Origin of the sequence: Paenibacillus sp. FSL H7-0756 (assembly GCF_038006765.1) — a bacterium.
GTDB lineage: Bacteria > Bacillota > Bacilli > Paenibacillales > Paenibacillaceae > Paenibacillus_AQ.
The window spans coordinates 2,706,636-2,720,345 of record NZ_JBBOVT010000001.1; the positions used below are offsets into that span (position 1 = coordinate 2,706,636).

13 protein-coding genes are annotated in these 13,710 nt (G+C 53.3%); 11 read left to right on the top strand and 2 right to left on the bottom strand.

All coding sequences use genetic code 11. The annotated features are described in order from the left end of the window. The first annotated feature begins 258 nt into the window (after positions 1-258). From NST04_RS11940 to NST04_RS11985, 10 genes are all read left to right on the top strand, one after another. The gene (locus NST04_RS11940; protein ID WP_445667914.1) at positions 259-756 is read left to right on the top strand and encodes an RNA polymerase sigma factor; all 498 of its coding nucleotides are present in this window, start codon (positions 259-261) and stop codon (positions 754-756) included. Further along, positions 716-2,377, top strand: a complete 1,662-nt coding sequence (locus tag NST04_RS11945; protein WP_341184407.1) for a DUF4179 domain-containing protein — start codon at positions 716-718, stop codon at positions 2,375-2,377. Before NST04_RS11940 ends, NST04_RS11945 begins: the two co-directional genes overlap by 41 nt. Positions 2,378-2,488: 111 nt before the next feature. Beyond that, positions 2,489-3,070, top strand: a complete 582-nt coding sequence (locus tag NST04_RS11950) for a DNA-3-methyladenine glycosylase I (RefSeq protein WP_341184408.1) — start codon at positions 2,489-2,491, stop codon at positions 3,068-3,070. 161 nt (positions 3,071-3,231) lie between these two features. Continuing rightward, positions 3,232-4,290, top strand: a complete 1,059-nt coding sequence (gene prmA / locus NST04_RS11955) for a 50S ribosomal protein L11 methyltransferase (protein WP_341184409.1) — start codon at positions 3,232-3,234, stop codon at positions 4,288-4,290. Between the two features lie 2 nt (positions 4,291-4,292). Then, positions 4,293-4,976 carry a site-2 protease family protein gene (locus NST04_RS11960; RefSeq protein WP_341184410.1) on the top strand — a complete coding sequence of 228 codons (684 nt, stop codon included), beginning with the start codon at positions 4,293-4,295 and terminating at the stop codon, positions 4,974-4,976. Between the two features lie 163 nt (positions 4,977-5,139). Continuing rightward, positions 5,140-5,904 carry an RsmE family RNA methyltransferase gene (locus NST04_RS11965; protein WP_341184411.1) on the top strand — a complete coding sequence of 255 codons (765 nt, stop codon included), beginning with the start codon at positions 5,140-5,142 and terminating at the stop codon, positions 5,902-5,904. Between the two features lie 3 nt (positions 5,905-5,907). Continuing rightward, on the top strand, positions 5,908-7,242 hold the full coding sequence (gene mtaB, locus NST04_RS11970) for a tRNA (N(6)-L-threonylcarbamoyladenosine(37)-C(2))-methylthiotransferase MtaB (RefSeq protein ID WP_341184412.1): 1,335 nt from the start codon (positions 5,908-5,910) through the stop codon (positions 7,240-7,242). A 327-nt stretch (positions 7,243-7,569) separates the two neighbouring features. Continuing rightward, on the top strand, positions 7,570-9,777 hold the full coding sequence (locus tag NST04_RS11975) for an Ig-like domain-containing protein (RefSeq protein WP_341184413.1): 2,208 nt from the start codon (positions 7,570-7,572) through the stop codon (positions 9,775-9,777). 74 nt (positions 9,778-9,851) lie between these two features. Then, positions 9,852-10,130 (top strand): hypothetical protein, encoded by a 279-nt coding sequence (locus tag NST04_RS11980; protein WP_341184414.1) that lies wholly within the window; start codon positions 9,852-9,854, stop codon positions 10,128-10,130. A 41-nt stretch (positions 10,131-10,171) separates the two neighbouring features. After that, entirely contained in the window at positions 10,172-10,366 is a 195-nt protein-coding gene (locus NST04_RS11985; RefSeq protein ID WP_341184415.1) for a hypothetical protein, read from the top strand. Between the two features lie 108 nt (positions 10,367-10,474). Here NST04_RS11985 and NST04_RS11990 read toward each other — a convergent pair whose 3' ends face one another. After that, a complete protein-coding gene (locus NST04_RS11990) occupies positions 10,475-10,852 on the bottom strand; it encodes a SpoIIAA family protein (protein ID WP_341184416.1) in 378 nt (125 codons plus the stop codon). A 154-nt stretch (positions 10,853-11,006) separates the two neighbouring features. After that, positions 11,007-11,990, bottom strand: a complete 984-nt coding sequence (locus tag NST04_RS11995) for a Na/Pi cotransporter family protein (RefSeq protein WP_341184417.1) — start codon at positions 11,988-11,990, stop codon at positions 11,007-11,009. 100 nt (positions 11,991-12,090) lie between these two features. Between NST04_RS11995 and NST04_RS12000 the strand changes: the two genes are divergently transcribed. Beyond that, positions 12,091-13,494 (top strand): class I SAM-dependent rRNA methyltransferase, encoded by a 1,404-nt coding sequence (locus NST04_RS12000; RefSeq protein ID WP_341184418.1) that lies wholly within the window; start codon positions 12,091-12,093, stop codon positions 13,492-13,494. Positions 13,495-13,710: the final 216 nt, after the last annotated feature.

Consider the following 13,710-nt stretch of genomic DNA (forward strand, 5'->3'; position numbering starts at 1 on the left):
GAAGCATTAGCAGTCTCCGGATTTCAACAGCGATCAGCGGAGAAAATCAAGAAATCTGGAGACAACAGCGGCCGGAAGTCCAAATATTCATCGCAGCGACGAACAAGCTTTGAGTAAGAATTCATGCTGAAAATGAACCTTTTGCCGCCCGGAGTTGTTATAAGAAACAGAACGAACAGGAAAGGAGGGCATGCTCAAGTGGATAACAAGGAATTATTCCAGACCTACAACAAGGAGGTATACCGCACCTGCTACTATATGGTGCATGATGCTGCCGATGCTGAGGATCTGTGTCAGGAGGTATTCATCACTCTCTTCCGCAGCGAGCGGCAGGGCATTGAATATCTGAAGGCGTGGATTATGAAAATCACCGTCAACACCTGCCTGAACCATCTGAAGCGCAGGAACAGCCTGCAGCAGAAGCTGACGGCCCATCTCCATATGTTCAGGGAGAATCCGCAGCCGCTGGTAGACAAGCTGGTGGAGCAGAAGGAAACGAAGCTGGAATGGGCCGGGTACATGTCCCGGCTCCCGGCGAAGATCAGGGCGGTGCTGACTCTGCGGTATATGCATGATTTCAGTCTGGAGGAAATCCGCCGGATGCTGGATATCCCGCTGGGGACCGTGAAGTCCAGACAGCACAAGGGACTCCGTATGATGAAGAAGATTCTGGAAGAAGCGGGCGTTCAGCCCATAACGAAGGAGGACGAAGAATATGGACAGAACCGAAGCGCAGTTAAAGCGTCGCTTAAATGAAGATCAGGAGCTGAATTACCCTGATTTCGAGCAAATGTGGGGCCGGATGGAGCAGGCCGGATATACTTCCTCCAAGGGCGGCAGCCGTGCGGGAGCAAATAGCCCGGTCCGCCATCGTAACTGGCGAAAGATCACTGTCGCAGCCTCCTTCAGCGTAGTGCTGATGGCTGTTCCTGTATATGCCGCTGTGCAATACGACTGGGGTAATCTGCTCAACCATAGAAGTGGTATACAGGCTGCACTGTCCAAGAATCTGGGTCAGGCGCTGGGCCAAACGATAACTAAGGATGGAGTAACCCTGACACTGCATACAGCGCTCTCTGATGAGAACCGGACTGTAATTCTTTATAGTCTCGATGTTGGAGGAGATAAGGGCAATGGTATGTGGAATGTGAACGGAATGTCTCTTAAGGATGCAAAAGGGAACGGCGATGACAATGAATACTACTACCAGCAGTGGGATGAGAAGAACAAACGGTACAATGGTTATTTTGAGACGAACTGGAGTCCGGGACAGGAGACGGTCAAGGTGAGCCTGACCGCAACAGGAATTCAATCCTATTCCCAACAAGAGGTGGACCTGAAGCTGGACACGGACTCGCCGGAGCTGCAGAACTTCCAGGTAAACCGGGATGGACTGGAGTCCTTCAGTGTTCTGCCCTTTAAAGAAGGGAATGAGCGTCTGATGCTGTCCACGGCAGCGATTTTTAATGATCTGGAATCCAAGAGCTTGGCATACCCTCAAATCATAGCATACAGAGATGGAGAGCCTGTCAAGAACTCTCAACCAGGTGCCATGGGCAAGCCGGGAGATAACGGGGAATATACCTCACTTCAGTATTACAATCCTGTTGACGTCCCTCAGGCAGAGACGGCATATAAACTCAGCTACACCAAGCTTGAACGCAATATTGAGGGTCCGTGGACATTCGATTTCGAGCTAAGCAAAAAGAAGATGGCAGGCGCCACGATGAAGACGGTTCTGGATCTGCCACTGGAAGCGGAAGACGCCGGTAACCGGATTGAGCAAATGGTTGTAACACCTACACAAATCCGTGTGTCCATCCGGACTAAGGCTAAATTCGCTGAGCTGCCATATGTGAATTATAGTCTTGAGGTAGGCGGGCAGAAGCTGGAAGGCGGATTGTGGTATTCGACATCGGAGGACAAGGATCTGAGAACACTGCGTTTCGAACGGCCGGTAGATCTTGAGATCACAAAGACGACGCCCATGACGCTTGTAGGTAATTATAAGGTTACCCGGCATGAGGATGACAAGAAACCACTGAAATTAACCAACATCTCCAGCGAGAAGCAGACGCTAATCCGGCAAACCGGCGGTTACCCGGTGCAGTGGACCTATTATATGCAGGGTGCGGATCTGTATGTAGAGATGAAGAGTGATGATCCCCATTTTGGCGGCGTGAATCAGACTCATATCGGCACTGGTAAAGATCGAATCTTAGGTAAACCAGTGACAGTAAGCTTTCGTGGAGACGGAAATAATCACAGCATGGATGTATACAAGGATTTTAAAGGCACAGAAGCTTCAATATACATGTTCTTCTACTCTACCAATGAACCGGACAAAGAGACACGGGTACAGCTGCAAGGACAATAGTAACATTATTTTAACGGGAAGAACCTTGTGTTCTTCTCTTTTTTTCGTATACAGTTAGTAGATACGGCTTATGAATAGCCGAAGGATCATAAGGCAGAGGAGAGAGGCACGGTGGAACTGAAGCGCTGCGATTGGGTGAACACGGACCCGCTATACATAGCTTATCATGATGAAGAATGGGGCAAACCGCTGACTGACGGCTTGAAGCTGTTCGAACTGCTGATGCTGGAGGGGATGCAGGCCGGACTGAGCTGGTATACGGTGCTTAAGAAGCGGGAGGGCTTCCGCGAGGCTTTTGACGGCTTTGATCCGGAGAAGATCGTGCTGTATGGGGAGGACAAAATCGAAGAGCTGATGCAAAATACGGGGATTGTCCGCAACCGTCTGAAGATTAAGGGAGTGATTACCAATGCACAGGTGTACCAGCAGATCTGCCAAGAGGAAGAGGGAGGCTTTGCCGGTTATCTGTGGAGCTTTGTCGGCGGCAAGTCGGTGGTGAACCACTGGAAGAATAGAGCCGAGGTGCCCGCAACCACTCCTGAGTCTGATCAGATGAGCAAGGCGCTGAAGCGCAAAGGAATGAAGTTTGTCGGCTCAACGATCTGTTACGCTTTTATGCAGGCATCCGGGATGGTGGATGACCATTCGCTGGATTGTTTTTGCCGCAGCACCCCGGCTGCTATAGAGAGTTGAACGCAGTTTGGCGCTGAACGGGTAAGAAATGCTATACTAGCTAAGACATGCTTCAAGGGAGATTATGCTCGCAAAACTTAAGTCTATGCTTCCGAAGTAAGTTTGTTCGAAGCAGAATCGAGAGAAGTAACGCTTACAAACTTTTAGGAGGATTCATTACCATGCTATGGCAAGAATTGACGGTACATACAACGGAGGAAGCACAGGAGATGATATCCAATCTGCTGGTTGAGGCCGGGGCGGGCGGAGTCTCCATTGAAGAATCCGGAACACTGAACAAAAACCGGGATACACGTTACGGTGAATTATACGATGAACCGCTCAATGACATCCCCGAAGGGGAAGCGGTCATTAAAGGATATTATGCAGAATCGGTGGACATGGACGCGGTTGTGTCCGAGGTGACGCCAAGGGTGGAAGAGCTGAGAGAGTTCGGCATCGACCCCGGGCTGGCACAGATCTCCTGGAAGACGGTGGATGAGGAGGATTGGGCCCATGCCTGGAAGCAGTACTTCAAGCCGCTGCGCGTCTCGGAGCGGCTGACCATTAAGCCGACATGGGAAGAATATACCCCGGCCTCTGCGGATGAAAAAATTATTGAGATCGACCCCGGCATGGCCTTCGGGACCGGGACGCATCCGACAACGGCGCTGTGCCTGCGCGCGCTTGAGAAGCATATTGCCCCTGGCGACGAAGTCATCGATGTAGGAACAGGCTCCGGCATCCTTGCTGTAGGGGCTATGCTGCTCGGCGCGGCCTCCGTCCTGGCACTGGATCTGGACCCGGTTGCCGTGGAGAGCGCCCGCGAGAATGTGGCGCTGAACCGTTTGGAGTCAGCGATCACTGTGAAGGAGAGCGATCTGCTCTCGCTGCTGGGCGGGGAGGGGGCGGCGGATACCGCAGCCGGAGAGATGTGGCCTTCAGCCCGGCCGAGCAATACGGCTGACCAAGAGGCCGTTTCTGTTGTTGCCCATGCGGCAGACGGGCTGGGAGTGACTCTGCCGGTCCGGGTGGTCGTGGCGAATATTCTGGCCGAGATTATTGTGCTGTTCACGGACGATGTCTATCGTGCGCTTCAGCCGGAGGGGATCTATATCACCTCCGGTATTTATAAGGATAAGGAAGGACTGGTCGCGGAGACGCTTAGGTCCTCCGGTTTCGAGATTTTAGAAGTAACCCGCGAAGAAGATTGGGTGGCGTTCACAGCCGGAAAGAGGTAGAGATGGGTTCCCTGGATCAAATTTTAGTATATCCTTTGCAGCAGCTTCCGTTTTTTTTGATTACGATTGTTATTGCGTTTACGGTGCATGAATTCGCTCACGCCTATTTTGCCAATAAGTTCGGGGACCCTACAGCACGCCTGCTGGGCCGTATGACCTTGAATCCGGCGGTGCACTTCGATCTTTTCGGTATCATCCTGCTGCTGATCGCGGGCTTCGGCTGGGCGCGTCCGGTTCCGGTGAACCGGGACAACTTCAGCCGTCCCCGCCTGATGGGTGTCATCGTCTCAGCCGCCGGGCCAATCAGCAATCTGCTGCTGGGTATTCTGGGCGCGCTGATCTATGCGATCCTGCTGGGAACAGGTACGATGGATTCGATCAAGAACGAGCAGCTGCTCCGGGCGCTGATCTGGTTCTTCGGCATGTTCATTCACTTTAACTTTTTCCTCTTCGTGTTCAACCTGATCCCGCTGCCGCCGCTGGACGGTTACCGGATCGTGGAGGATATCGCACCGCGTCCGATCCGGGGAAGACTGCAGCAGTATGAGCAGTGGACGGTTTTCCTTTTCCTGCTGATCATCTTCATTCCGGGTCTGCGCGCCTATACGATAGAACCGCTTAGTTATTGGGCGACCCAGACCGGCCAGGATTTCATCCGGTTGTTCCTGAGAATGTTCGGGGTCTGAGCACGGCAGTTCGGACAGGGACTTTTCAGTGCATGGCAAACGTTGTAGAATATAATGTGATTATTAAGTAGATGAATGATACGTGTGAAGCGGCGGCCGGGACCTGATTTGACGGGGACTACGCCGCTTTTACGCTGAATAACGGACAGGATGAGGATGAGAGATGCAGCGTTATTTCGTAACTCCGGCACAGTTCGGACAAGACAAGGTTAGCATTGACGGTGAAGACGCCCGCCATATCGCGAAGGTCATGCGCGGCAAGGCCGGGGATAAGCTGATCGTCAGCGATGGTGTGTCCCGCGAGGCGCTGGCCGAGATTGCAGACATAGAGATCGGCCTCGTTACCGTGAGCATACTGGAGCCTCTGGCCATGACCCATGAGCCGCGCATCCAGATTACTGTCGCCCAGAGTCTGCCCAAGGGGGACAAGCTGGAGACAGTCATTCAGAAATGCACGGAGATAGGGGCGGTAGCCTTCACGCCGTTCCTCTCTGAGCGGACCATTGTGCAGTACGATGAGCGCAAGGAGAGTAAGCGGCTAGAGCGCTGGCGTAAAATCTGCAAGGAGGCTGCTGAACAGGCGCACCGGAATATTGTTCCGCAGGTGCATTCACCGCTCAGCTGGAAGCAGCTGCTCCAGAGCTTCAGCAGCTATGACGCCGTCTATTTCTGCTATGAGAAGGAAGAGGGTCTCCAGCTCCGCAGTGCAGCCGCGCCATGGCTGGCATCGCTTCCGCAGGAGGCTGCGGCCAAAGTGATGATCGTTGTAGGGCCGGAGGGCGGCTTCAGTACGGAGGAATGCCGGCTGGCTGAGGAAGCCGGTGCAGTTTCTGTCGGGCTGGGGCCGCGTATTTTGCGCTGTGAAACCGCAGGCATGGTCGCCGCCGCCTGCATTTTATATGAATCCGGAGAAATGGGAGGAGCTTAAACCATGCCATCTGTAGCTTTTTATACACTGGGCTGCAAAGTCAATTTCTATGATACCGAGGCCATCTGGCAGCTCTTTAAGAATGATGGATACGAGCAGGTAGATTTCGAGGGTTCCGCCGATGTCTATCTGATTAACACCTGTACAGTGACCAATACGGGCGACAAAAAAAGCCGGCAGATGATCCGCCGGGCAGTGCGCCGCAATCCTGACGCCATCGTAGCCGTTACCGGCTGCTACGCGCAGACCTCTCCCGGAGAGATCTTAGATATTCCCGGAGTCGATCTGGTGATAGGCAACCAGGACCGGGAGCAGATCATGACCCATGTGAAGAACATTCAAGAGTCCCGCCAGCCGGTGAATGCCGTCCGCAACATTATGAAGACGCGAGTGTTCGAGGAGATGGATGTGCCCGGCTTCGCCGACCGCACGCGGGCATTCATGAAGATTCAGGACGGCTGCAACAACTTCTGCACCTTCTGCATCATTCCCTGGTCGCGCGGGCTCTCGCGCAGCCGTGATCCGAAATCGATTGTCGCCCAGGCGCATCAGCTGGTGGAGGCCGGATACAAGGAATTCGTGCTGACCGGCATCCATACCGGCGGGTACGGGGATGATCTGGAGAACTACCGCCTCTCCGACCTGCTCTGGGAGCTGGATAAGGTGGACGGGCTGGAACGTGTCCGCATCAGCTCCATTGAAGCGAGCCAGATTGATGAGAAGCTGCTGGAGGTGCTGAACCGCAGCACCAAGATGTGCCGCCATCTGCATATTCCCTTGCAGGCGGGCCATAACGAGGTACTGAAGGCGATGCGCCGGAAGTATACTACTGAAGAGTATTTTGCCAAAATGCAGCTGATCCGAGAGGCCATGCCGGATGTGGGGATCACAACTGACGTGATCGTCGGCTTCCCGGGCGAGACGGACGAGATGTTCCGGGCAGGCTATGACTTCATGAAGGCGGTCAACTATTCGGAGATGCATGTCTTCCCGTATTCCAAACGGACGGGAACCCCGGCTGCGCGGATGCTGAATCAGGTGGATGAGGAGATCAAGAATGCGCGTGTGCAGGAGCTGATCGATCTCTCCGAAGAGATGCAGCTGGCGTATGCCCGGCGCTTCGTGGGACAGACTTTGTCCGTCATTCCGGAGCGGGCCGCCAAGGGTTCAGCGGGACGCAGCGTACAGCACGGCTTCAGCGACAACTATCTCCAGGTGCTGTTTGACGGCGACGATTCGCTGCAGGGCGAGCTGTGCCAGGTGAAGGTAACCGAAGCCGGCGTGAATGAATGCCGCGGCGAGCTTGTTAGTGTGAGCCGGGCAGTTCCGGCCACCTGATCAGATAGACCGCTACAGGATGTCTTCTGTGCCTTCTACGGCAGGAAGACATCCTGTTTTTCGTTATGCCGTAATTATCTATTTAAATTGGACTTGAAAAAACATATTGGGAAAAGTGGCGGAGGGGAATTTTGACAGGTACATTTTATATAGTTACAAAGACCTGAATTTGCCCGGGATTTGTGAAATACGGAAAATGGGGTAAAGACTTGGGCCGGATTTGTCGATATAGTGGAAGAGAGTGGGAAAAAAGTCCACCGATAATCAGACCGTCTAAGGAGAGAACAGATGACCGTGTACAGGAAAATGACAAAAACGCTCCTCATTATGATACTGCTCGTTGTAGCCGCTTTTCCGGTAAACGTCTTTGCCGCTGCTGGAGACACTATCTCTATTGAATTCGACAGCGCAGCCAAGGTTGAGCTTACCGTGGGCCAGTCACCGAAGCAGCTTAAGGTATATGCCAATGTAGAAGGCTCCGCATCCAAACGGGATGTAACGGCAGCCGCGACCTGGACTTCTTCCAAGACTGAAGTAGTTACAGTACTCAACGGCCAGCTTAGACCGGTAAGTGCTGGAACGGCGATGATCACAGCAACCTACAATAATGCCATAGCCTCTGTAGAGGTATCGGTCACTCACTCCTTCAAGGAACTGAAATTGACCCGCAGCACAGAGGGCAGCTATAAATTAGGCGACAAAGATGAGTTGCTGTCTGTTACGGCGACCGCCATCGGCGGAACTTCGGCCACTGCAGAGAAGGATGTCACCAAGGATGCAGAATGGAGCAGCTCGAATACGGGCGTGCTGACTATTGCTGCGGGCAAGATTACACTGGTCGGTGAAGGTAAGGCTACTATTACCGCCAAGTACAAAGGATTAACCGAAACGATCAAAGCGGTAGTAGAGCTTCCTTATGCCGCTATTGTACTGAAAGATAAGAACGACACCATCGTTAAGGAAATGGAAATGCTGGTCGGGGACAATCCGGTCAAGCTGACCGCCAAGACCAAAGCTACTTCGGCAAGTCAGGAGATCACCCTGGGCAATGAGGTAGAATGGAGCAGCTCCAGCGAGAGCGTAGCTACTGTTAAAGACGGCGAGATTACCATCCTTGGCGTGGGTAAAACGGTCATCACCGCAAGCTATCTGGGTGTCACCCAGTCGGTGGATGTCTATGTGCGTGCGCCTTATGAAGCGCTTGTGCTGAAGCCTTCCGGCGACCAGTCGCTTTTCCTGGGGGAGAGTCTGAATGTAACCGCAGAAATGCGTAATGCTATCAATTCAACCTCGAACGAAACAGCGTCCGCAGTCTGGACCTCGGACAACCTGATGAATGCTACTGTAATTGCCAATACGGCAGATGCAGGCAATGCTTATGCCACTGTTACGGGTAAAACAGTAGGAACCTCAATCATTAAGGCCAGCTATCTGGGAATCAGCAAAAGCTTCAAGATCACCGTCTATCCGACGCTGACTGAGCTGGGCCTGGAGAAGACAGAGCAGGAAATATACACGGCGGATGCGGTCAGTCTGCCGAAGGTGAACGGAACTAAGTATGACGGAACCAAGCTCGACATCAGCGATGAGATGGAGTGGACCTCTGCGAATGAAGAGATTGTGTCCATCAAGGACGGGAAGTTTGTCGGCGGCAAGGCAGGTACAGCAATCCTGACCGGGAAGCTTAAGACTGGTGAAGTGACCTCCGCTTCCGCTACAGCCATCCGGTCCAAGACAGTTCAGTTTAATGTAACAGTTCAGAACAAAGTTCTGGTCCTAATCGGGCCTGATGAAGCGCTGGGCGTAGTCATGGGCGAAGAACTGCCGCTGCCTGCTGTTCAGGCTGTACTGGAGAATGGCGACGAGCTGGACGTATCAGGAAGCATTAAGTGGGAGTTGAGCGGCAGCAATGCTGTTCTTAAGCAGACAAGCACAGCGAAGACTATCAAGGGATTGGTCAAAGGTACGGCAACCCTGAAGGGGACTTATTCCAATAAGACTATCAGTGTTCCGGTGACGATTGCACAGAAGGTCGTGAAGCTGGTGGTGGACCCGGCAACGCTGGAAATGAACATTAAGGCCTCCAAGTCCATTAAGGCGACTGGATACTTTTCTAATGGTAAATCTGCCAACTTCTCGAGTGCAATGAACTGGCAATCCTCGAACCCTGCTGTGGCCACCATTAACGGGACTTCGGTCAAAGCACTGGCTGAGGGAACTACAACCCTGACCGGTTCCTACCAGGGCATTCAGGCGACGGTTAAGATTACAGTTGTTCCTAAGCTAATGAAGCTAACGGTCAGTGAGAACCGGCTGAATCTTGCACCGGGAGCAGGCAAAAACGTAGTAGTAACCGCGCTGTATGATACCGGCCGCACTGCGGTTGTTACAGGAAGCATGGTCTGGACCAGCTCCAAACCTGCTGTCGCCCAGGTCAATGCTACTGGGATGATTACAGCAGTGAGCAAGGGGAGCGCATCTATTAAAGGAAAACTGGGAACCAAGACAGTTACGGTATATGTTACTGTGAAATAGTGTAGTGCTGCCGGCGGTTTGAGCGGCCACCAAAAGACCTGTACATTCGTCCATGTGGACGGTGTGCGGGTTTTTTGTCTATTCCCGAGCATTCCATTCTGCGCTTCCAGTTCCTTAAGGTGGAGCTGCGTAAGCAGAACTGGCGGCGCTTCATCGACTCATACAATGCAGTGGCTGCTGCGTTATTAGCGAAGACGGGGTATACTACAAGAGAAGCGAGAGATGTACGGCGGGAGTTCCTGCGTATGTTCATCAAGCTCAGGACGCGATTGGATCAGGGACGGCTGGCGCTGATTATGTCAGTGGTGGATTTGTATTTCAAGCCGGACCGGCACAGGATGAGGAGATTCTAAGAGAATTATTTGATCATTACCCGGAGGAGGGAGAAGCTATCATGGAATTGATGCCAGCCTGGAAGCGTTGGGGATATGAAGAGGGCAAAGCCGAAGGTATTGAGGAAGGCAAAGCAGAAGGAAAAGCAGAAGGTCAGGCGGAGCTCATCCGTAAGTTGCTGCTCAATGGATTTTCTCCCGAAGTGGTCTCTAAGGCTGTTGAATTGCCGCTGGATAAGATTAAGAAGCTGATGTAAATATAGACCTGGGGCGATGGTGCCCTAGGTCTTTTTTAGCTTCTCATTTAAAGATGCAATTTCTATTACAGATCGCCGAATCACAATGAATTGGAAATTTTTAATATTTTATATTGGATACTCCTTTAACCAAATCAATGCTTGCTCATAATCATCAAAAAATTCTACGGATTTTTTGGTGTTGGTTTGTTGTAAATGATTCATGATCTCTCCTTCTTCAAGGAGAAATGCAATAGCCTTGCTGTGATTCAATAAGGTTTCGTTAAAGAACATATCTTTCCATGCTTTTTGGACAGAAAAGTGATCTGGTGTGTATCCCTTTCGATCCACCAACAATTTGTATTTCCGATTCGTGGAAATGAATTGCTGGCAAGCATGCTCGAACCCATAAAACCATTCATTAACATCATCTGTTGTAATCCTGCCAATTAGATGGGTAACGATTAAATCCCCTGAAACTGTTGTACTGATATTCTGATTACTCAACTTTGGAATCATCTCCCTTAGTTTCAATTATGCTTATTAATCTTGCAAAATCAATGAGGGGAAATTTCTTGCGTAATTAAGCTTTGAATTAGTACTGTCCGGCGGATTTGAAGTATAATGAGGACTGCGATTACGATTCTTGGAAGGCTCAGGGCTACAGCCGCTGCTCCAGCCGGGACCAGACGGGCAGATAGCATAACGGGAGTACTCCCAGCGAGCAGATGACGTTGAAAATGGTCTGGGCGTGGGCGAGCTGGGCGGCAGGTCCGCCGCCGATCCAGGCGGACAGGGATTGCAGCGGCTGGATGAAGGGCAGGAAGAGCAGGGCGCCGCCGATATTCAGCGCCACATGCGACCAGGCGACGAATACGCCGGAAGGCGTACTGCCGATGGCGGCAATGACGGCAGTGACGCAGGTGCCGATATTCGCGCCGAGGACGATGGCGATGCCAAGCGCAGGGGGCATCACGCCGCTGGCGGCGAGGCCCATCGCCATGCCAATAACTGCGGCGCTGCTGTGCACCATCGCCGTCAGCACAGCCCCGGCGGCCAGCCCCCAGAGTGCGCTGGTTGCGGCATGCCCGAGAAACCAGCGGAACAGGGCGCTGCCTTCCAGGGCGGGGCCGATGGACTGCATGACCGCGATGCCCCACAGGACGAGCGCGAAGCCGGTGACCGCGAGGCAGATGAACTGCAGCGGTCCCGAGATCCGGCGGCAGAGATCAAGCAGCCGCCGGGACTGGGGGGCCAGCTCGCCGGCCATCACGGCGGCGGCCCACAGGCAGAGCGCCGCGATCAGCAGCGGCGCGGCCAGCGTGCTGATCTGCAGGCTGATCAGCTCCGTTGTCAGGCAGGTGCCGATGTTGCTGCCGAGAATAATGCCAAGCGTGCGGGCATAGGTCAGCAGCCCGGCATTGACCATGCCGATGGTCAGCACCGTTACTGCGGTGCTGCTCTGCAGCAGCGCCGACAGCAGGGCGCTGACGATCAGGCCTTTGGCCGGTGTGGAGGTAGCCTTGTGCAGGCTGCGCTTCAGCAGCGGACCGGCCAGCCGCGACAGCGAGGCTTCCATCACCTTCATGCCGGCGAGGAATATGACAAGACCATAGAGGACAGGGAATAACAGTTCACGGATCATAAGGACAGGCTCCTTTTTGAACGGGGGTTGTACCAATATATGAACGCCAGGCATAGGACATGTATATTAATCTGGCAACAAGAATAGGGAGTTGAAGGTATTGGCATCAGTAATTCTGGAACGCAACCGTAAAAAAAGACTGGAGCAGGGCCACCCATGGGTCTTCGCCAGTGAAGTAGCATCTGTAGACGGAGAGCCGCAGGCAGGCGGACTGGTGGATGTTCTGACCCATCAGGGGAGGTACTTGGCTACCGGGTATTATAATCAGGCTTCACAGATCCGGGTGAGAATTCTGTCGCAGCACAAGCTGGCGGCGATGGACACGGCGTTTTTTGTAGAACGGTTCGCGGACTGTCTGCGGCACAGGGAACGCTTCCTGCCGGGGGCGGACGCTTATCGTCTGGTCTACGGGGAAGCGGATTTTCTGCCCGGGCTGATCATTGACCGCTTCGGTGAAGTCCTTGTGGTGCAGCTGCTGACACTGGCTATGGATCAGCGCCGCTCCGAGATAGTGGAGGCACTGGTGCAGGTGATGGCGCCGCGCGGCATCTATGAGCGCAGCGATGTCAGTGTACGGGAGCTGGAGGGACTGGAACAGACTACGGGTGTGCTCTACGGCGAATGCCCGCGCCACATTACCGTAAGTGAGAACGGGCTGAAGGTCATCGTCGATATTGAAGAGGGGCAGAAGACCGGCTATTTCTTCGATCAGCGGGAGAATAGAGCATCGATTGCTCCGCTGATGAAGGGCTGGGGCGGGCGCAGCGGAATTACACTGCAGAATGTAGAAATCGAGGATGGGTCACTACAGACGCTGCCGGTCAACAAAAGCGGCAAGCCTGTTACCTTCCCATATTGGGATGGTGCAACTGTGCTGGAATGCTTTGCGCATACGGGAAGCTTCACACTGCATGCCTGCAAATACGGCGCTAAGAAGGTAACCTGCCTGGATGTGTCTGCGCATGCCATCGAGAGCGCGAAGGCCAATGTGGAGATCAACGGGTTCAGTGACCGGGTGGAATTCGTGGTAGATGATGCATTTGCCTTCCTGCGCAATCAGGTCAAGGGTCAGGAGGAACGCACCGAGCGCGCTACGGGCGGCGCAGCGGCAGAAGGGAAAACCGGAAGCAAACCGGCTGCCAAGGCGGATACCGCGAAGCCGATGACCGCCGGGGGAGGACGCACGTGGGATGTCGTGATTCTGGACCCGCCTGCTTTTGCCAAGACCAAAAGCGCAGTGGCAGGTGCCGTACGCGGGTACAAGGACATCAATCTGCAGGGCATGAAGCTGGTGAATGACGGCGGATATCTGGTCACGGCCAGCTGTTCGTACCACATGCAGCCGCAGCTGTTCCTCGATACGATCACGGAAGCGGCCAAGGATGCCGGCAAGGTGCTGAGACTGATCGAATGGCGGGCCGCAGGCAAGGATCATCCGCAGATTCTCGGCGTGGACGAGGGGCATTATCTGAAGTTCGCCATCTTTGAGGTGCGCAGTAAATAGAACAGAAGTGCCAGACCCGGCGGGGCAGCCGGTTTTGCGGGAAGAGTCTCTTTTATAGAGGCTCTTTTTGATGTATTCTACAACTATCTGTTAGCATTGAAACTAATTTACATGAGTTTAATCAGACTTTTCCGTCCGCCGTTTGCGCGGCTACGGGAGAGTCTTTTATTTAAATATAAGCGTATAGGTTTCACACCATACATTATCCTTCTATTT

Coding starts and splice junctions, on each gene's coding strand:
- NST04_RS11940 (WP_445667914.1), top strand. CDS start 259: ATGGTGCATGATGCTGCCGATGCTGAGGATCTGTGTCAGGAGGTATTC.
- NST04_RS11945 (WP_341184407.1), top strand. CDS start 716: ATGGACAGAACCGAAGCGCAGTTAAAGCGTCGCTTAAATGAAGATCAG.
- prmA (WP_341184409.1), top strand. CDS start 3,232: ATGCTATGGCAAGAATTGACGGTACATACAACGGAGGAAGCACAGGAG.
- NST04_RS11960 (WP_341184410.1), top strand. CDS start 4,293: ATGGGTTCCCTGGATCAAATTTTAGTATATCCTTTGCAGCAGCTTCCG.
- NST04_RS11965 (WP_341184411.1), top strand. CDS start 5,140: ATGCAGCGTTATTTCGTAACTCCGGCACAGTTCGGACAAGACAAGGTT.
- mtaB (WP_341184412.1), top strand. CDS start 5,908: ATGCCATCTGTAGCTTTTTATACACTGGGCTGCAAAGTCAATTTCTAT.
- NST04_RS11975 (WP_341184413.1), top strand. CDS start 7,570: ATGATACTGCTCGTTGTAGCCGCTTTTCCGGTAAACGTCTTTGCCGCT.
- NST04_RS11985 (WP_341184415.1), top strand. CDS start 10,172: ATGGAATTGATGCCAGCCTGGAAGCGTTGGGGATATGAAGAGGGCAAA.
- NST04_RS11995 (WP_341184417.1), bottom strand. CDS start 11,990: ATGATCCGTGAACTGTTATTCCCTGTCCTCTATGGTCTTGTCATATTC.